The sequence below is a fragment of the Planctomycetota bacterium genome, from assembly GCA_035384565.1.
GTDB lineage: Bacteria > Planctomycetota > PUPC01 > DSUN01 > DSUN01 > DAOOIT01.
The window spans coordinates 1-19,319 of sequence record DAOOIT010000089.1; the positions used below are offsets into that span (position 1 = coordinate 1).

The following is a 19,319-nucleotide window of genomic DNA, read 5'->3' on the forward strand; positions in this document are numbered from 1 at the left end:
ACATCATTATCTCGGGCATGGGCGAGCTGCACCTCGAGATCATCCTCGACCGCCTCAAACGCGAGTTCGGCGTAGACGTGGCGGCCGGCCCCCCGCAGGTCGCCTACCGCGAGACCCTCACCGCGCCCGTCGAGATCAACGAGAAGTTCGTCAAGCAGACCGGCGGCCGCGGCCAGTACGCCCACGTGGTCATGACCCTCGAGCCCCTCGAACCCGGTCAGGGCTTCGAGTTCGTCAACGAGGTCGTCGGAGGCCGTGTCCCCAAGGAGTTCATCCCCGCCGTCGAAAAAGGCATCGTGGACGCCATGGCCAAGGGCCCCTGGTCGCGCCATCCGGTGGTGGACGTGCGGGTGACCCTCATCGACGGCTCGTCGCACGACGTGGACTCCTCCGACCTGGCCTTCCGCACCTGCGCGGCCATGGCCTTCCGCAAGGCCTTCCTCCGCGGCAGCCCCGCGCTCCTCGAGCCCATCATGAGCGTCAGCGTCCTCGTGCCCGAGGAGCACGCCGGCCCGGTCACCAGCAACCTGTGCTCCAAGCGCGGCCACATCGTGGGCATGGAGCGCTCCGGCGCCACCCAGGAGATCCGCGCCATGGTCCCCCTCGCCAACATGTTCGGCTACGCCACCGAGGTCCGCAACGTCACCCAGGGCCGCGGCACCTTCACCATGCACTTCGAGCACTACGAGCCCGTGCCCTTCGCCATCGCCGAGGAGATCATCGCCCGCAAGAAGGAACAGGCGGCCAGGCGGTAGGCGGACCCACAGACGCACCAAGAGCCAGGCACTCGGCGAGGGCCGCGAGCAGAAGAACAAGCCAATGGCCTTTCCAACCACTGTGCTCGCCATTGCCGGCATCTGCCTCGTCCTCGCCGTGCTCTTCAAGCTCCTGGGGGTGAATGTGGACAGCGCGGAGGTGCCGGGGCAGATCGTCTTCCCGCACGGCTGCCCGCACTGCTGGCAGAAGACTCCTCACGCGGCCTACGTAGACTTCCCCGTCGCGCGGACCGTGGCGCCCGCTCCCGTCGGCCAGACCGTCAAGTACAGGTGCCTGAAATCAAAGGTCGAGTACCGTGTCACGCAACGCCGGCCGGGCTACTACGAGTGGGCGCACGGCTACCTCGACGATGCCCGCACCTTCGTGGAAGACTGCCCACACTGCAACGGCATCCTCTGCTTCTACACCTGGAGCGCCCAGAGTCTCCACCAGGACTGCGCGAAGTGCGGCTACAGCTACGTGTCCGAACCGGACTAGGTCCTCGCATTCCTACCTTCCGCCCATACTTGCTCACCGCCCGGACCGGCCCGGTATGGCCGGAACGGCTGGAATCGCCCATTCTCGCGGTTCTGCCCATACTTGCTCACTTTCCCCCACTCAGGGGTGAGCAAGTATGGGCGATCCCCCCTCGGCCACGAGGCCCCGGCGACACCCCTTTGCTCCGCGAAATGTCGCCGCCACTCATAACCATTGGATTCTTCATCACTTACGCCCCATCGTGCCAGGCGCCACATCGGCCCCCTCGGCCCTCGCCCGGCGAAGACCCCAGGCGATCCAACCCGCGTCCGCGCCAGTGACCGCGGAGCAGTCGAAGACGCATCCCCACCTCAAACGCGGGGGCGAGAGGAGACGGCCCAAACGTTACGCCCGTCCTTCATTCGCGCAAATTCGCGTGATTCGCGGTCGCATCACCTCTTCTCCAGCCACCCATTCGCCCCCATCCACGCCTCGCAGCGGCCGGGCCAGGTCGAGAGCACGGGGTCGCCCGGCGCCAGGCCGAAGCCGTGCCCGCCGTTCTGGTAGATGTGCAGCTCGGCCTTCACCTTGTGCTCGCGCAAGGCCATGTAGAACAGAATGCTGTTCTCGGCCGGCACGCCCGTGTCGCCGCTGGTGTGCATGAGAAACGTCGGCGGCGTTTTCGCCGTGACCTGCTTCTCATTGGACAGGCTCTCCACGAGCTTCGCATCGGGGTCCTTGCCGAGCAGGTTGTTCTTCGAACCCTGGTGGGTGTACTTCGTGGTGAGCGAGATGACGGGGTAGACAAGCACGGCGAAGTCGGGGCGGCAGCTCACGCGGTCAATGGGGTCCTTGGCCTCGGCGTTGCCCTCATCGAAGTGAGTGGCGGCCGTGGAGGCGAGGTGTCCGCCGGCCGAGAAGCCCAGGATGCCGATGCGGGCGGGGTCCACGCCGAACTCCTTGGCCCGCGAGCGGACGGTGCGAATGGCGCGCTGGGCGTCGAGCAGGGGCGCGGGGTGCTGGTATTTCGGGGCGTGGCGGTACTTGAGCATGAACCCCGCGACGCCGAACGAGTTGAGCCAGGCCGCCACGTCCTTGCCCTCGTGGCCGACGGCGAGGTGGCCGTAGCCGCCGCCGGGGCAGATGACGACGGCGGCGCCGTTGGCCTTGTCGGCCGGCGGCAGCCAGATCGTCAGCGATGGTTTATCGGCCTCCGTGTCGCCCGCGGCGCCGGGCGCGCCGTCGGGCCACAGCAGCTCCACCTTCGGCTCGGCCGCGGGGGCCTTCGAAGCTAGAGCAATCGCCACGAACAGCACAAGTGCCCACAGCCCGTGTCCCATCATCTCGGTCTCCTTGGCTTCCTCCCCGGTCTTCGCCCACATCTTCCGTCCCGTTGCCCGCGAACGCGGGCGACCGGGCCCTAGCCCAGGGCGACCGAAGGGAGCCCTGGGAACATGGTTTCCCCCTCATCCAAGCCCCTGAAGGGGGCGCTTCATTGCCATTGAATCGCCCCGTTCGGGGGCTCAATGCTTGGTGCCCTCCTCCCAGGGCTCCCTTCGGTCGCCCTGGGCTACGGCCCAAACGCCCCCATTCGGGGGCTAAGACCCGCCCGCCGGAACATGCGGGCGACGACCAGACTTCCTCCTCGGGTTGCGGCTCACAGGATCAGCATCGCGTCCCCGTAGCTGTAGAAGCGATAGCCCAGGCGTTTGGCCCCCTCGTAGGTGGCGAGCACACGCTCGCGGCCCGCGAAGGCGGCCACCAGCATCAGCAGCGTCGAGCGCGGCAGGTGGAAGTTCGTGATCAGCGCGTCCACCGCGCGGAACTCGAAGCCCGGGGTGATGAAGAGGTCGGTCCAGCCCGACCTCGCGCCCCACGGCCCCTGGCGGGCGGCGGTCTCGAGCACCCGCGTGGCCGTGGTGCCCACGGCTACCACGCGGCGGCCGGCGGCCCGCGCCTCGGCCACGGCCTCCGCCGCTTCGGCCGGCAGCTCGAACCACTCGGCGTGCATGGCGTGGTCCTCGATGCGCTCGGCGGTGACGGGCTTGAACGTGCCCAGGCCCACGTGCAGCGTAAGGGTGGCGCGGCGCACGCCCCGGGCCTCCAGCGCGGCGAACACCTCGGGCGTGAAGTGCAGCCCGGCCGTCGGCGCGGCCACGGCGCCCGGGCGTCGGGCGTAGACCGTCTGGTAGCGCGCCAGGTCGGCCTCGCGCTCGGCGTCGCCCTCGGGCGGCCGGCGAATGTAGGGCGGCAGCGGCGCGCGGCCCACCCGTTCGAGCGTGGCCAGCAGCTCGTCGTGGCTCATCGGGAAGGCCAGATGCACCTGGCCGTCGGGCAGGCGGCCGTAGAAGGTGGCGGTGAGGGCGCCGCCCTCGAACGCCAGGCACTCGCCCAGCTTCACGCGGGCCGAGCCCTTGAGCATCGCGCGCCACACCTCGCCCTCGGGGGCGATGAGCAACACCTCGAGGCGGCCGCCCGTCGGTCGCCGGCCGACCAGCCGCGCGGGGATCACCCGCGTGTCGTTCAGCACCAGCAGGTCGCCGCTGCCCAGGTACTCGACAACGTGGCGGAAGCGGCGGTGCTCGACGGCGCCCGATTCCCGGTGCAGCACGAGCAGGCGCGACTCGTCGCGCCTTGCCGCCGGGTGTTGGGCGATCAGGGCGGGGGGCAAGTCGTAATCGAAGTCACTCACCTGCAAGGGGACGTTCCTCGCGGAGCGGCGGCGCGAGGCGTGGTGCGTGAGAAGAGGAGAGGAAGACGCCGCGCCCCGCCCTGTCTCTTCTCACGTATGTCACGCATCACGCATCACGTATCAACAGATTCTCGGCAACTGCTCCCCGTAGGGCGGATCCACAACCCGCCTCCCGCCGATGCTTGTGCGCAGCGTCACGCGCCCCCTCGCGCCGTCGAGCACGCGGCCGATGCGCGCGGCCGACCGGCCCAGCGGGTGCGCCCGCATGGCCGCGAGGACCGCCGATGCGGCGGCTTCGGCACAGACTACGACCACCTTGCCTTCGTTGGCCACGTAGAGGGGGTCGAGGCCCAGCAGGTCGCACGCGCCCCGGACCTCGGGCCGCACGGGAATCTTCGCCTCGTCGAGCTCGATGTCGTGGCGGCAGGCCTCGGCGACCTCGCACACCACCATCCCGAGCCCGCCGCGCGTGGGGTCGCGCAGCGCGTGGACCGCCTCGCCGCCGGCCGCGAGGATGGCGGCCACGAGGCCAGCGAGGGGCGCCACGTCGCTCGACACCGGGGTCTCGAAGCTCAGGCCCTGCCGTTCGCTCAGGATCGCCACGCCGTGTTCGCCGATGGGGCCGCTGACGAGCACGGCGTCGCCCGGCGCGGCGCGTTCCATTGCCACGTTCCTTCCCGCGGGAATCACGCCGATGCCCGAGGTGTTGATGAACAGGCCGTCGGCCGCGCCGCGCTCGACCACCTTCGTGTCCCCGCAGACCACGGCCACGCCGGCCTCTGCCGCCGCGGCCTGGGCCGAGTCCAGGACGGCCGCGAGGTCGTCGAAGGCCAGACCCTCTTCGAGGATGAGCGCAAGCGAGAGGTGCAGCGGCGTCGCCCCCACCATCGCCAGATCGTTCACTGTGCCGCACACGGCGAGGCGCCCGATGTCGCCTCCGCGGAAGCGCAGCGGCTTCACCACATAGCTGTCGGTCGTGAACGCCACGCGGCCCGGCGGCAGGTCCAGGAGCGCGCTGTCCGACAGCGGCGCCAGCGCGGGGTTCCCGAAGCGGGAGACCACCATGTCCCGGATGAGCTGCCTGGTGAGCGAGCCGCCGCCGCCGTGCGCCAGCAACACGCGAGGTTCAACCATCTTGGCCCTCCCGCAACCGGCGGCGTGATACGTGATGCGTGATGCGTGAGCAGATGAAGCGAGGAGGTTCAGCAGAACGGGGCGCCATAGTGGGCCTCCTCTTCGTGGACGGTGTAGCGGCGCTGATCGGGGACCATGGTGAGGAGAAGGCGAATGACCTGCGTTGCCAGGTCCAAGCGATGTGCCGTCACTTCCTCTTCCAGGACGTGTCGGGCCTTGTAGTACCAGTCTCTGGTCTCGCGTGCCGAGCCGAGGCTGTACTCGTAGAAGCGGGCACGGTCCTTGTTCGAGCCTCGCGAGTAGCCTTCCGCGATGTTCGCACTTACGGAGCCTACCGCCCTGTAAAGCTGGTCCGAGAGGCTACGCGTCCTCGGATCACCCATCAGTTTGGTCACATCGCTCCAGGCCAGGTCGGATGCGAAGAGCGCCAGACGATAGGCCTCCACCTTCCACAGGAAATCGCCCGTGACTGCCTCAGGCACCGTCTTCTCCCAGCTCTGATAGGTCACCTCGGGACTCCTTGAGCTCCGCCTCTTCTCACGCATCACGTATCACGCATCACGTGGCGTCTACCGTTCCCCATACTTGTAGTAAGCCGCGCAGCTCCCTTCCGTGGAAACCATGCACGGCCCCACGGGCGTTGCCGGGGTACACCGCTTGGCAAAGAGGGGGCACTGCGGCGGCTCGAGGACGCCGCGAAGCACCGCGCCGCACGAGCAGCCGGGGTTCTCCAGCTCGGGCGGCACCCCGACGCCAAGGACCTCGAGCGCGTCGTGGGCGCGAAGCTCGGGCCGAAGCGCCAGGCCGCTCTCCGGGATGGTGCCCAGGCCCCGCCACGCCGAGTCGCACGGGCGGAACACCTCGGCGACCCGCTCGCGCGCCCTGGCGTTGCCCGCGGGGTGGACCCAGCGCCTGTACTGAATCTCGACCCTCGGCGCGCCCTCGACCACCTGGAGGAGGAGCATGGCGATGCCCTCGAGGATGTCCGCAGCCTCGAAGCCGGTGACGACGCACGGCGCGCCATAGCGGGCCACGAGCGGCTCGTAGATGGCCGTGCCCGTGATCACGCTCACGTGGCCGGGACACAGGAAGCCGTCGAGCTTCACCTCGCCGCCGGCCAGGATGGCCTCCATCGCGGGGGGGATCACCTTGTTGGCGATGAGGAAGAGCAGGTTCGCCAGGCGGCGGTCGCGGGCGTAGGCCACGGTGGCGGCGACGGCGGGGGTGGTGGTCTCGAAGCCGATGCCGAAGAACACCACGGCGCGGTGCGGCGCGGCCTCGGCGATCCGGAGGGCATCGAGCGGCGAATAGACCATCCGCACGTCGGCGCCCTCGGCCCTGGCGCGTTCGAGGCTCGAGTGGCTGCCCGGCACGCGCACCATGTCGCCGAACGTGGCGAGGGCCACGCCCGGCCGCCGTACGATCTCCAGCGCGGCATCCACCATGCCCATCGGCGTCACGCACACGGGGCAGCCCGGGCCGCTGAGGAGCCTGACGTTCGGCGGCAGCAGGGCCCGGACGCCGCTGCGGAACATGGCCATCGTGTGGGTGCCGCAGACCTCCATGAAACGCACCACGCGCGGGGCGAGGCGCTCCGCGCGCTCGGCGATGAGCTTGAGCAAGTCGGGAACCATGCCGCGTGATGCGTAATGCGTGATGCGTGACTCAGAAGGGGAACTCAAGGTTTGCCCTCCCCTGCGCTCTCGATGCGGGCAAGCTCCTCCCAGATGCGCAGGCTCTCGGCCGCGTCGTCGCCCGTCATCTTCTCGATGGCGAAGCCGGCGTGCACGAGCACGTAGTCGCCCACTTGCGGCTCGTCCACGAGGCTCACGTCGGCCTCCCGACGGTTCCCCAGCACGTCCACGGTCGCCCGGCGGCCCTCAAGCTCGACAATCCTGGCGGGAACGGATAGGCACAAGGCGCTGCTCTCCTCTTGCTTAGCACGTGATGCGTGATTCGTGATACGTGAGAAGAGAAGACAGGGGAAAGCCAGACTCTCCCATCTTCTGCCTCTTCTCACGCCTCCCGCCTCACGAATCACGCGCTCTGGCCAGCGCCACCACCGCCTGTCCCAGGCTCAGGCCCCCGTCATTGGTCGGCACCAGGCGATGGTAGCGCACGTCGAAGCCGTCGCGCTCGAGGGCGGCCACGGCGCCTTCCAGCAGGCGCAGGTTCTGGAAGCAGCCGCCGCTGAGGGCCACCGTGCGCAGGCCCCGCTCGCGGCGGACGATGCCGCACACGGCGCGCACCACCTCGATGATCGTACTGTGGAACCGCGCGGCGATCAACCCGCGTGGGGTGCCGCGCCGCAGATCGTCGAGCACCGAGCGCAGGACCTCACGCGGGCTGATCGTCCACGGCACGCTCGTCACGTCCAGGCTGAAGGGGTAGTACACCCCATCGGGGGCCTCGGCGGCGGCCTCCAGCTCGATGGCAGCCTGGCCCTCGTAGCTCACGCGGGTGCAGATGCCCAGCAAGGCCGACACGCCGTCGAAGAGGCGGCCCATCGAGGAGGTCTCGGGGCAGGCGACCCCTTTGTCGAGCAGCTCCTGCACGGCGGCGAGCTCGGCGAGCGGCACGCCGGCGCGCTCCAGCTCCTGGTGGCACAGGGGCCTGGCCTGCGGCGCAATCGCGGCGGACGCCTGGGTGGCCAGATAGGCGAGGGTCATCCGCCACGGCTCCTTGATGGCCCGTTCGCTGCCCGGCATCGGCACGTAGGCCAGGTGCGCCAGCCGCTCGAAGTCGGCCAGGGTGGCCACCAGGAACTCGCCGCCCCACACCTTGCCGTCGGTGCCGTAGCCCGTGCCGTCCAGCGAGACGCCGATGACCGGCCCCTCCAGCCCGTGCTCGGCCAGGACGGAGGCGGCGTGGGCGTGGTGGTGCTGAACGCCGACCAGCCCCACGCCGTTCCGGCGCCGCGCGTAGGCCGTCGAATGATAGCCTGGGTGCAGGTCATGGGCGACGAGAGACGGGCGGGTCTCGAGGATGCTCTGGAAGTGTTCGATGGTCTCCTCGAAGAAGGCCAGGGCGTCGGCGTGGTCGAGGTCGCCGATGTGCTGGCTGAGGTAGGCGCGGCCCTTGCGGATGAGGCAGATCGTGTTCTTCAGGTCGCCGCCCAGGGCCAGAACGGAGGCCGACGGTGTGAGGGGTTGGGCGGTGGGGGCCCGAAGCGGAAGCTGGACGGGGATTGCCCGTGGGACCTCGCCGCGGGCTCGGCGCTGGACGATGGGCTGGCCGCGGAAGGCGCGCATGACCGAGTCGTCGGACCGGCGGATGATGTCGCGGTCGTGCACGAGGAACAGGTCGGCCACGGAGGCGAGGCGCTCCAGCGCCTCGGCGTTGCCGATCGCGATCGGCTCGTCCGTGCGGTTGGCGCTGGTCATCACCAACGCCACGAAGCCATGCTGCATCAGGAGGACGTGGACGGGGGTGTAGGGGAGCATGAGGCCGAAGAACTGGCTGGCGGGCGCCACGCCGTCGGCGAGGGGGTGGCCGTTTCGCTTGCGGGCCAGCACGATGGGCTTGCGCCAGCTCGCGAGCAGGCGCACCTCGGCCGCGGTGAGCTCGCACAGGCGCGCCGCCGCCTCGAGGTCGGGCACCATGACGGCGAAGGGCTTCTTCTCGCGCCACTTGCGCTCGCGGAGGGCCCGGACCGCAGCCTGGTTCGTCGCGTCGCAGGCCAAGTGGAAGCCGCCCAGGCCCTTGATGGCCGCGATCTGGCCGTCCCGCAGCGCGTGGGCGACAGCGGCGATGGGGTCGTCGCACGGGACCGGCTGGCCCCCGGGATCGAGGAGCGAAAGCCGCGGGCCGCAGACCCAACAGGCGTTGGGCTGGGCGTGGAAGCGACGGTCGGCGGGGTCGTCGTACTCGCGCTGGCAGTCGGCGCACATCGTGAAGCGCTTCATCGAGGTGAATGGGCGGTCGTAGGGGAGGCTCTCGGCGATGGTGAAGCGCGGGCCGCAGTTGGTGCAGTTGATGAAGGGGTAGCGGAAGCGGCGGTCGGCGGGGTCGAGCAACTCGCGGCGGCAGTCGTCGCAGAGGCCCATGTCGGGCGGGATCTCGGCCAGCGCTTCTGGGAGGCGCTCGCTCTTGACGATGATGAATTCAGCTTCGCTTGTGGGCGGGACGTCCCCGTCCCGCGTATCGCGGCGAGTGGGCACCCCGCCCACAATCGGGATGGCTTCGTGCCGGACCTCGGCGACGTCGGCCACGGGCGGCGCCTCGGGCGCCAGGCGCGCCACGAAGCCATCGCAGTGCTCCCTCGGCCCCTCGACCTCGATGAGCACGCCCGAGGAGTCGTTGCGCACCCATCCCGAAAGGCCCAGGCTGCGCGCCAGGCGGTAGACGTAAGGCCGAAAGCCCACGCCCTGAACCGCCCCGCGCACGTGCACGCGGTATCTTGCCACCTCTGGGGCCATTCGGACGGCTCCTTTCCCCACCCGGGATTATAGCACGATCCGGCAGCCGCAGGAAACTGCTTCGCGCCCGCTCCCGGTTGCACGCCGTGTGGCAACAGGTAGAATAGGTTGAGTGGCCGTTACGCGGGAGGGGCCTCAGAAGGACGAGGCCATCATGGGAGCTGAACGCGCGGTGACTCGGCGGCGCTTTCTTCAGGGTGCGGCGGCCGGGGCCGCGGCGCTCGTTGGCCGCCGCTGGCTGGGGGCGGCACCCGCGCGCCGCGAGCGCTCGCCGAATCTCCTGGTCATCATGTCCGACGAACACAACGCCGGCGTGGCCGGCTGCTATGGCAACGCGCTGGCGCGCACGCCCCACCTCGATGCCCTGGCGGCGCGCGGCGTGGTGTTCGAATCCGCCTACACCAACTCGCCGCTGTGCGTGCCGGCGCGCCTGGCCTTCACCGCGGGCAAGTACAGCAGCCGCGTCGGAGCGTGGAGCAACGACTGCTGGCTGCCCAGCCCCGACTACCCGTCGCTGCCCCGCGCCCTCAACGCCGCGGGCTACGAAAGCTTCCTGTGCGGCAAGCAGCACTACGACGCCGCCTGCCGCTACGGCTTCACCGAGATCGGCGGCAACATGAACAGCGGGCGCATGACCGGCCGAGGCGGCCGCCGCGACCCCGACAACCTGGCCAGCAGGGGGCTGTCCCGAAGGTTCGCCGACTTTCGCGTCGGCGCCCAGCCCGCCCACTACGCGCACGACACGCGCGTGACGGCCGGCGTCTGCGACTTCCTGAGCCGGCGCCAGCGGGGCGACAAGCCTTTCTTCCTCTTCGCCGGCTACCTGGCCCCCCACTTCCCATTGATCGTGCCCGAGGCCTACCACGCGCCCTATCGAGGCAAGGTGCCCATGCCGAGTCTGCCGCCCGGCCACCTCGAGGGCCTGCCTCTCAACTACAAGCATCTGCGGGCCGGCTTCCACCTCGTCGGCGTGCCCGACGACGCGGTGCGCCTGGGCCGCGAACTTTATCTCGGCCTCACCCAATGGATGGACGAGCAGGTGGGCAAGCTGCTCGACGCCCTGGCCAGGAGCGACGTGGCCCGGGACACCGTGGTCGTTTACACCACCGACCACGGCGAGAACATGGGCGAGCACGGGCTGTGGTGGAAGAACTGCATGTACGAGCACGCCGCGCGCGTGCCGCTCATCGTCAGTTGGCCCGAATGCTGGGCGGGGGGCCAGCGGCGCGTCGGCGCCTGCTCGCACGTGGATCTCGTGCAGACCCTCGCCGACCTGGGCGGGGCGAAGCCGGGCGACGACTGGAACGGAGCGTCCCTGTGCCCCTGGCTCGACGACCCGAAGGCCCTCTGGCGCGACCAGGCTGTGAGCGAGTACTACGCCCACAACATCGCCTCCGGCTACGCCATGCTCCGCACCGGCAACTTCAAGTACGTCTACCACACCCCGCCCGACACGCAGCATCCCGCCCAGCGCGAGCTCTACGACCTCGCCGCCGACCCCGGCGAGTTCGCCAACCTCGCTGTTCGTCCCGAGCACCAGGCGCGCATCGGGCAACTGCACGCCGCCCTGGTCAAGGAACTCGGCGAGGACCCGGACGAGACCGAGCTTCGCTGCCGCGCCGACTATGCGAAGGGCTATGACCGCCCGGACGGCCCGAAGCCCAAGGCGAAGGGAAAGGGCAAGCAGCGGCCTTGACATACGGTTGCGTCGGATATACACTGTAACTACAATGGAGAAGGAGGTCGGTCTCATGAGCGCCGTGCTGAAGGCACACATAATCCGGATCGGGAACTCGCGTGGGATCCGTATCCCGAAGGTTTGCCTTGACCAACTCGGCCTCGATGGCGAAGTAGAACTGGCCGTCCAGCCGGATCGTTTGGTCATCCGCCCCGCGCGCAGACCGCGGAAAGGCTGGGAGGAGCAGTTCCGCGCCATGGCCGAGCGCGGCGATGACAAGCTCCTCGACGCGCCAACTGCTACCAAGTGGGATGAGACGGAATGGGAGTGGTAGCCCAACGATTCGACGTCTTCCTGGTCGCTCTTGACCCGACCCTGGGAAGCGAGATCAAGAAGACGCGTCCCTGCCTCGTCGTCTCACCCGACGAGATGAATCGCCATCTTGCCACGGTGATCGTGGCCCCCATGACAACCAAGGGCCATCCCTACCCTACCCGCGTGCTCTGCAACTTCCAGGGTAAGGACGGACAGGTGGCACTTGACCAGCTGCGGACAGTGGACAAAGCGCGCCTGGTCAGGCGTCTGGGGCGGGTCTCTGCCGCAACCCAGCACGAAGTCCTCGCGACCCTCGCCATGCTCTTCGCCAAGTAGGCGAAGCCAGTCCTCCTTGCACTCCGACGCCAGGGGGCTATGCTGCTCCACCAGGGTGCGTACGAAATACACCCTGGTCCGATCAAAGGAGACCCGCGACCATGAAGAAGGCCGTCATCCTCGGCGAGCGCCAGGCGGCGCTGGTGGATGCGCCCGACCCCAAGCCCAAGGAGGACTGGGCGCTGGTGAAGGTGCATGCCACACCCATGTGCACCGAATACAAGATGTTCGTCGGCGGCCACAGGGCCGAGTTCCTCGGCCACGAGGCCGTGGGCGAAGTCGTCGCCGTCGCCCAGCCCTGCGCGGTGAAGCCCGGCGACCGTGTGGTGGTGCAGCCGCAGTACCCCTGTGGCAAGTGCGCCTTGTGCATCGCGGGCGACTACATTCACTGCCAGCACACGGCCAACTTCGCGGAGTTCACCGGCTCGCGCGAGGGCTCGGCCACCTATGCCCAGTACGTGCTCAAACCCGCGTGGCTCCTGTCGCCGATCCCCGACGGCGTGCCCTACGAGAAGGCGGGCCTGGCCATCTGCGGCCTCGGCCCCTCGATGGGCGCCTTCGAGGCCATGGGCCTCGGCGCCTTCGACACCGTGCTCGTCACCGGCCTGGGGCCGGTGGGCCTGGGCGGCATCGTCAATGCCCGCTTCCGCGGCGCGCGGGTGATCGGCGTGGACTCGGTCGAGTACCGCATGGCGAAGGCGATGGCGATGGGCGCGGCCGCCGTGTTTGATCCCTCGGACGCCGATATCGTCAAGCGCATCAGGGAGCTGACCGGGGGGCGGGGCGTGGACTGCGCGCTCGACTGCTCGGGCACGGTGGCGGCGCAGCGCGTGTGCCTCGAGGCCACGCGCCGCAAGGGCAAGGTGGCCTTTGTCGGCGAGTGCGGCGACCCGCTGCCCATCCGCGTCAGCCCCGACCTCATCCGTACCGGCATCACGATCCTCGGCTCGTGGCACTACAACCTCAACCTTTACCCCCGCATCGCGCAGGTCATCCAGCAGTCGCCCATCCTTGACCAGCTTATCAGCCACGTGATGCCGATGAGCGAGATTCAGCAGGCGATGGAGCTGTGCGCCTCGCATCAGACGGCCAAGGTGATCCTCAAGCCGTGGGAGTGAGCCGGGCTGCCGGGCCTGCCCACGCGAGCGCCGGGCGGGGCGCATCCATGAGCCGCCCATGCAAAGGAGGCCGCAGTGCCCTCCAGCCACGGGCAGGTGGTGGTGTTCGCCGTGCTTGCAGCGGCCCTGGGGCTTTTCGCGTGGGGGCGCTGGCGGTACGACCTGGTGGCGCTGGGCGCGCTGATGGCGGTGACCCTGGCGGGCGTGGTGCCCGCGGCCGAGGCGTTCGCCGGCTTCGGCCACCCCGCCGTGATCACGGTGGCCGCCGTGCTGATCCTCAGCAAGGGCCTGCTCAACGCCGGGGTGGTGGAGGCCATCGCCCACGGCCTCTCACGCGTGGGGCGGCGGCCCACCACCCAGATGATCGTGCTCACCACGCTGGTGGCCCTGTTGTCGAGTTTCATGAACAACATCGGCGCGCTGGCGCTCGTGATGCCGGTGGCGGCCTGGATGGCCCGGCGCGACGGGTACTCCCCCTCGCTCGTGCTGATGCCGCTGGCGTTCGCCTCGTTGCTGGGCGGCATGATGACGCTGGTCGGCACGCCGCCCAACATCGTAATCGCGGCCTACCGCGCCGAGACGGGCGCCCCGCCGTTCGCCATGTTCGATTTCCTGCCGGTCGGCGCCGGCGTTACCCTGGCAGGTCTGGGCGTTCTCTGGGCGTGTGGCGCGCGCCTGGTCCCCGCGCGAAAAGGGCCGGCCGACGCGAGGGACCTGTTCGACATCGCCGACTACCTGGCCGAGGTGAGCGTGCCCGAAGGCTCGAAGGCCGTGGGCAGGACCCTGCATGCCGTGGTGGCTCGCGCGGGCGAGCGGCCCGCGGTCACCGTGGTGGCGCTGGTGCGCGACCGGCAGCGGCAACTGCTGGTGTCGCCCTTTCAGGTGTTGCAGGCGGGGGACATCCTGCTCGTCGAGGCCGCCCCGGAGGCGCTGAAGAGCTTCATCGACGCGTTCGGCCTGCGCCTGACCGAGAGCAAGGACCTGGGGCGCCAGGCGCTGGGGTCGAACGAGGTGGGCGTCGTCGAGGCCGTGGTGTCCTACGGCTCGCCGCTCGTGGGCGCCACCGCCGTGGAGCTGGACCTGCGGCAGCGCCATGCGATCAATGTGCTGGCGGTGGCGCGGCACGGCGAGAGGCTGCGCCAGCAACTGGGCAGCATCCGCTTCGCCACCGGCGACATTCTGTTGCTCCAGGGCCGCCGCGACACGCTGGACAAGACGCTGCTCGCCCTCGGGTGCCTGCCGCTGGCTGAGCGGGGAATCCAGGTGGGACAGCAGCGGCGGGTGCTGCTCGGGCCGGCGGTGTTCCTCGCGGGTCTCGTGGCGGCCGCGGCGGGAGTCGTGCCCGTGCAGATCGCGCTGGTCGGGGCGGCCATGGTGATGGTGCTGGCCCGGGTGCTGTCGCTGCGCGAGGCGTACGATTCCATTGACCTGCCGATCCTGGTGCTGATTGCGGCCATGATGCCGGTGGGCCACGCCTTCGAGACAACCGGCGCGGCGCGGGTGCTGGGCGACCATCTGGCCGCCGTGGCGCGCTGGGGCGGACCCACGACCGCCCTCGTGGCGCTGCTGGCCGCCACGATGCTGCTGACCAACGTGATCAACAACGTAGCCACCGCGGCGCTCATGGCGCCCGTGGCCCTCAGCATCGCCGAAGGGCTGCACGTGTCGCCCGACCCGCTGCTGATGGCGGTGGCCATCGGCTCCTCGTCGGCCTTCCTCACCCCCATCGGCCACCAGTCGAACACGCTGGTGTTGGAGCCGGGCGGGTACCGGTTCGGCGACTACTGGCGCCTGGGCCTCCCCGTGTCGCTGGCCGCGCTGGCCGCCGGTGTGCCGTTCATCCTCTGGCGCTGGCCGTTCTGAGGGGGGGCGCCGCGGGCCGAGCCGCGGGGCCGTGGGCGGCGTCACTCTCGCGTCGAGCTGGGCTGCTTGCCGAACCCCTGGATGCGGATGCCGCCGGCCGGCGAAACCGTGACAAGGGCGTAGGCATTACTCTCCGTGCCCGGCCCCTCGACCATGCCGCAGATCGTGAAGTAGGGGATGCCGCGGACCTTGCGGAAGCCGCCCTTGTGGTCGTGTCCGCTGAAGACGGCCGTCACCTTGCCCGAGTCCTCGAGGATGCGGCGCACGTCGGCGGCGTTGCGCACACAGTGCACGTCGTCGCCGTCGAGCGGCTGGTGGGTGAAGACGAGCACCTTGCCCTCGGCCCGCTTCAGTTCGGCCTCGAGCCACTGGAGCTGCTCGGGCGGCACCCAGCTATCGGTCCACACGAAGTTGCCCCGGGCGTACGGCTCGAAGCCCTTGCGGAAGCAGGCGTCGAGCACGATGCAGCGGAAGGGCGCCGCGTCGAAGGCATAGTGCGCGGCGGGCATGCCGGCGGCCTTCAGGAACTCGTCCTTGGTGAAGGCATCGAGGTCGTGGTTGCCCAGAACGTGGTAGCGGGGCCCCTCGAAGCGGCGGAAGAGGCCCTCGATGGTCTCGAGGTGCCGCATCTCCGTGGCGGAGTCGCGGCTCGTGCCGTCCACGAAATCGCCCAGGCAGATGACGAAGGCGGGCTTCGCGCGCGCGAAAGCCTGGATGCACTCGGCCAGCTTGGCCGGCGAATCGCGGTAGAAGCGCGAGCCGGCGGCCTCGCGCTCGCCGTGCTGCGGGTCGGCGAAGACGCCGAAGGTGAGCGCCTCGGGAACGGCCCCCGCCTCCGCGGCAGCCGTCACGAGGACGCCGAAGGCGGCTGCCCAGGTCCAGCCTCGCGCCATCATCTCCTGACTCCCCCTGGTGGGAACGGGGCACTTGGCTCCTGCCGCCAGGCCCTCGGGAACACTCATGCCCCCTGCCCTTCTGCGGTACGGTGGCACGGGCACCTTTGCCCGTGCGGGGCTTTCCGCAACAGGAGCCGCCTCTTTCCATTAGAGCATTTGGGGGCGATCGCCGCAAGAGGCGCGAGCCTGCGTTTGCTGGTTTGACGGGTGTGGGCCATTTCTGTAGGTAGCTTCTGCTGCGGATTCTCGTAGCGACAAGCGTCCCGCTTGTCGAACGGATGAAGAGCGCCGCAGGCGGGACGCTCGCGGCTACCTCTGCCGCGGGCCTTCCCCTGTTCCGGGGATTCTCGCAGCAGAAACCACCTACGATTCCGGCCCGCACCCCTGGTTTGACTCGGGTCTTGACATCCGCGCGGGCGAGTGCTAGGATACCGGACGCTGGACCAACGCCGACCCTGTTGCAGCCCCCAGTGCGAGGCAAAGCGCATGAAGGCCACGCTCCTGGCCAAGGGCGGTCTGACGGACCAGGGAGAGTATGCCCTCGAGGAGGGCAAGGCCTATCTGGTCGGGCGGTCGCGCGAAGCCAACGTGATCGTGAAAGACAAGCTGGCCTCGCGCAACCACTGCAAAATCTCGTCCACGGCGCCCGAGGAGTGGACCGTGGCCGACCTGGGGAGCAGCAACGGCACCTATGTGAACCGCCAGCGGATCACCACGCGCGCCCTGCGCCACGGCGACGTGATCCAGATCGGCAAGGCCGTGCTGGAGTTCCGCGTGCTGAGCGCCACCACCGCGCCGACGGTGGTGACCCCCGCAGCGGCGCCGGCGCGACCCACGCCGCCTCCGGCGCCCGCCGTGCGGCCCACGCCGCCGCCGGCGCCGGCCCCGCCGCCTGCGCGGCCCGCGGCCGGCCCCACCCCGCCAGCACGGCCCGCGGCCGGCCCGCCGGCCCCGCCGGCGTCTCCTGCACCCAGCCCTGCGCCGCGCCCTCCTGCGCAAACGCCGCGGCCCCAACTGAAGCCCAAGGACGAGCCCGTGGATGAGGACATCCGCGGCCTGTTCGAGTTCCTCGACAAGATGGACCACCCAGACAAGGCGAATCAGGCAGACACCCCGGCCGCGGGTCCCGGGGAACTGCCCGGGCGCGCGGCCGGAGTCCCCACGCCGCGCCCAGCCCCTCCGCCGGCCGCCCCGGGCGCGCCGCCGAAGCAGGGCGGGGGTCCCCCCCCGTTCTCGTTCGTGGAGGAGAAGCCGGCTGCCAGCCCCCTCCCCCCAAGGCACGAGCCGCCTCCCGCGCCGCCCCCTGCCCCGCCGCCGCCACCTGCCGAGGAGCAGGGCGGCCTGCTGGCCTTCTTGCGCAAGAAGAAGCAACAGCCATGAGCCGACGCCTCCCCGCCTCGCTCGTCGCCCTGGCCCTCGCCCTCGGCCCCGCGCAGGCCCTCCGGGCCGACACCGTGGTGCTGCGCAACGGGCAGCAGCTCCAGGGCCGCATGACCATCGAGGGCGACAAGGCCCGCATCGAGCTCGACATCGGGGGCACCGTGGTGATCAGCCGCGGCGAGATCGCCAGCAGCGTGGTGGAGGGCCCCAGCGTGGCCGCCACCGGCGAGGCCATCGCCGTGTCGCCCGAGCTGCTGGCCCGCCTGAAGGCGCGCGAGGACATCCACCAGCTCATTGACGCGCTGCTGGACGAGAAGGAGGCGCCGCGCCTGAAGGCCGAAGGCGAGCTGGCGCAGAAGGGCCGCGAGGCCCTGCCCATGCTGCGCGCCGCCTTCGCGGCGGGGCCGCCGACCCAGCGGCGGCACCTGCTCCGCGTGCTCGCCGCCATCGGCGATGCGGCCTCCGTGCCCAAGATCATCGAGATCCTGCGCAACCCTGCCGAGAGCGAGCTGCACGTCGAGGCGCTCAAAGCCCTGGCCGCCATTTCCGGCCACGGCGCCGCGCCCCTGATCACGGAGCTCCTGGTGAACGCGAAGGACGACGAGTTGCGCACCGAATGCCTGAAGGCCCTCGGCGACCTCGTTTCGCCGTACGGGGCGCCCTTCGTGGTGGACGCCCTGCGGCAGGACCCGCTGCGCCAGACGGCCCGCGCCCTGGTGGCGCAGTGGGACGACCCGCTGCTCCTGCCCTACCTGGTGCCCTATCTGGACGACGCGGCCCGCGAGAACCGCGAGCGCGTCGCCACCTGGCTCGCCCGCGTCGTCACGCCGGGCCACGCCGTCGTCCTCACCCGCCTGCTCGAGCTCTACGAGGATGACAAAGACGTGGCGAAGGCCCTCCGCGGCGGCGTCACGCGCCTGCACCGGGACTTCCCCGTGGTGGGCGACGTGGAGCTGCTGGCGGCGCCGCAGGCGGTGATCCGGGATGCGGCGCTCGAGGCCCTCCGCAAGCAGCAGCCCGACCGCCGCAAGCGCGGCAACACCGCGCGCGACTGGCGCGACCTGCGCGACGGGGCGGTGCAGCCGCACTTCCTGCTCGCGGCCGACGCAGCGGTGGGCCGCCTCCTGCGTGCGCGCGACTTCGCGGGCGACATCGAGACCTCGCTGAGGACCCCGGGCGCGCCCCTGGCCGTGAGGGTGAACGTGTCGCCCAAGGCGCTGCCGTCGTTCGCCGGCGCCGACGGCCGCCCGCGCGATGCGCGGCCGCTGCTGGCGCGGCTCGACCGCGAGCAGGCCGCCGACCCGCAGGACGTGCGGTTCATCGGCCTGAGCGGCGCCGAGCTCAGCCTGCCAGGCCTCGAGGTGGCCCTGGCGCCCACGCGGCCGGGCGGCGCCCTGCTGGTCTCGCTCGCCCGGCTGGGCGAGGCGCGCGACACCGTGGCCGCGCGGGCCCGCCGGCTCACGCTCCACGCGCTCGCGCGGTCGCTGGGCCTTCCCCCCTGCGCCGACGCCTCGTGTCCCAGCAGCTCCATCTACGCGGTGCAGGACCTCGACTCCAAGTCGCCCCGCTACTGCAACAACTGTGCGAACGCCTTCATTGCCCAGTGGGCCGCCGAGCACGACCTCGCGTCCTTCTACTACGCCGCCGCGGGCGCCAAGCTGGCCGCCATCGCGGGCCGCGTGAAGACGGCCGAGGCCTACGCCGCGGCCGCCTACGCGTACGAACGCGCCCTCCTGCCGCTGACGGCCATCGAGCAGTGGAGGACGGTGCAGGGGCTGGGCGGCGAGCCGGCCCAGGTGGCCCTCATCAGCAAGCGCATCGAGCTGCTGGATCGGGCCGAGCGCTGGCTCAACCGCAAGAAGCTCACCACCCAGCCCAATCCGCCCGCCCCGCCAGCCAAGGGCGGCCGGCCGCCGGCGGCGCCCTGAGCCGCTCCCCCCCGTGGCGGCGTCGCTCGCAGTCCATGTGTAGCGCTCGTTCGTGGTCTGGGCATCCGGCCGTGCGCCTGGAACCGACCCGCAAGGCGCCCCTCCCGAACGTTCCAATACGTTCGGGAGGGTGAGCCCCCCCGCGCCCGCTCTTGCTGCCTCTCATCCCTACGCTCTGCTCCTTCTTCTCGTCCCCGCGCTCTGCTCCCTCTTTTCTCGTCCCTACGCTCTGCGTGGGGACGAGGCTCCTGGCCGCTCCGCGGCCTCTTCGTCTTCGGGAAGAGTGGATGCGGGGTTCAGGAACCTCCCGCGGGTTACGAACCCGCGG

Annotated in this window: 17 protein-coding genes; 9 read left to right on the forward strand and 8 right to left on the reverse strand. The window is 70.4% G+C overall.

The genetic code is table 11. The annotated features are described in order from the left end of the window. A partial coding sequence (gene fusA / locus PLE19_21430) for an elongation factor G (protein HPD17507.1) occupies positions 1-755 on the forward strand: 755 nt, incomplete at its 5' end. A 64-nt stretch (positions 756-819) separates the two neighbouring features. Further along, entirely contained in the window at positions 820-1,254 is a 435-nt protein-coding gene (locus tag PLE19_21435) for a hypothetical protein (GenBank protein HPD17508.1), read from the forward strand. A gap of 431 nt (positions 1,255-1,685) precedes the next feature. Here PLE19_21435 and PLE19_21440 read toward each other — a convergent pair whose 3' ends face one another. The 7 genes from PLE19_21440 to hypF form a co-directional block, all read right to left on the reverse strand. After that, positions 1,686-2,573, reverse strand: coding sequence for an alpha/beta hydrolase (locus PLE19_21440; protein HPD17509.1), 888 nt, complete (start codon positions 2,571-2,573; stop codon positions 1,686-1,688). 317 nt (positions 2,574-2,890) lie between these two features. Further along, entirely contained in the window at positions 2,891-3,931 is a 1,041-nt protein-coding gene (gene queA / locus PLE19_21445) for a tRNA preQ1(34) S-adenosylmethionine ribosyltransferase-isomerase QueA (protein HPD17510.1), read from the reverse strand. Between the two features lie 114 nt (positions 3,932-4,045). Next, positions 4,046-5,059, reverse strand: coding sequence for a hydrogenase expression/formation protein HypE (gene hypE / locus PLE19_21450; protein HPD17511.1), 1,014 nt, complete (start codon positions 5,057-5,059; stop codon positions 4,046-4,048). A 68-nt stretch (positions 5,060-5,127) separates the two neighbouring features. Continuing rightward, positions 5,128-5,568: a four helix bundle protein gene (locus PLE19_21455; protein HPD17512.1), complete on the reverse strand. Its 441-nt coding sequence runs from the start codon at positions 5,566-5,568 to the stop codon at positions 5,128-5,130. A gap of 60 nt (positions 5,569-5,628) precedes the next feature. Beyond that, entirely contained in the window at positions 5,629-6,741 is a 1,113-nt protein-coding gene (gene hypD, locus PLE19_21460; protein ID HPD17513.1) for a hydrogenase formation protein HypD, read from the reverse strand. Beyond that, positions 6,738-6,977, reverse strand: a complete 240-nt coding sequence (locus PLE19_21465) for a HypC/HybG/HupF family hydrogenase formation chaperone (protein HPD17514.1) — start codon at positions 6,975-6,977, stop codon at positions 6,738-6,740. Before PLE19_21465 ends, hypD begins: the two co-directional genes overlap by 4 nt. A 112-nt stretch (positions 6,978-7,089) precedes the next feature. Continuing rightward, entirely contained in the window at positions 7,090-9,477 is a 2,388-nt protein-coding gene (gene hypF, locus PLE19_21470; GenBank protein HPD17515.1) for a carbamoyltransferase HypF, read from the reverse strand. A 154-nt stretch (positions 9,478-9,631) separates the two neighbouring features. On the opposite strand from hypF, the gene PLE19_21475 reads away from it, so the two are divergent. The 5 genes from PLE19_21475 to PLE19_21495 all read left to right on the forward strand — a co-directional run bounded on the left by PLE19_21475 (position 9,632) and on the right by PLE19_21495 (position 14,787). Next, a complete protein-coding gene (locus PLE19_21475; protein HPD17516.1) occupies positions 9,632-11,173 on the forward strand; it encodes a sulfatase-like hydrolase/transferase in 1,542 nt (513 codons plus the stop codon). A 55-nt stretch (positions 11,174-11,228) separates the two neighbouring features. After that, positions 11,229-11,489: an AbrB/MazE/SpoVT family DNA-binding domain-containing protein gene (locus PLE19_21480; GenBank protein HPD17517.1), complete on the forward strand. Its 261-nt coding sequence runs from the start codon at positions 11,229-11,231 to the stop codon at positions 11,487-11,489. Beyond that, positions 11,477-11,806 carry a type II toxin-antitoxin system PemK/MazF family toxin gene (locus PLE19_21485; GenBank protein ID HPD17518.1) on the forward strand — a complete coding sequence of 110 codons (330 nt, stop codon included), beginning with the start codon at positions 11,477-11,479 and terminating at the stop codon, positions 11,804-11,806. Before PLE19_21480 ends, PLE19_21485 begins: the two co-directional genes overlap by 13 nt. Before the next feature lie 101 nt (positions 11,807-11,907). Further along, a complete protein-coding gene (locus PLE19_21490) occupies positions 11,908-12,924 on the forward strand; it encodes a zinc-binding dehydrogenase (protein ID HPD17519.1) in 1,017 nt (338 codons plus the stop codon). A gap of 75 nt (positions 12,925-12,999) precedes the next feature. After that, entirely contained in the window at positions 13,000-14,787 is a 1,788-nt protein-coding gene (locus tag PLE19_21495; GenBank protein HPD17520.1) for an SLC13 family permease, read from the forward strand. Positions 14,788-14,828: 41 nt separating this feature from the next. Here PLE19_21495 and PLE19_21500 read toward each other — a convergent pair whose 3' ends face one another. Continuing rightward, positions 14,829-15,680 carry a metallophosphoesterase gene (locus PLE19_21500; GenBank protein ID HPD17521.1) on the reverse strand — a complete coding sequence of 284 codons (852 nt, stop codon included), beginning with the start codon at positions 15,678-15,680 and terminating at the stop codon, positions 14,829-14,831. Positions 15,681-16,169: 489 nt separating this feature from the next. Between PLE19_21500 and PLE19_21505 the strand changes: the two genes are divergently transcribed. Both PLE19_21505 and PLE19_21510 read left to right on the forward strand, forming a co-directional pair. After that, complete coding sequence (locus PLE19_21505) at positions 16,170-17,063, forward strand: FHA domain-containing protein (GenBank protein HPD17522.1); 894 nt, start codon at positions 16,170-16,172, stop codon at positions 17,061-17,063. Then, positions 17,060-18,991, forward strand: a complete 1,932-nt coding sequence (locus PLE19_21510; protein HPD17523.1) for a HEAT repeat domain-containing protein — start codon at positions 17,060-17,062, stop codon at positions 18,989-18,991. Before PLE19_21505 ends, PLE19_21510 begins: the two co-directional genes overlap by 4 nt. Positions 18,992-19,319 lie beyond the last annotated feature (328 nt).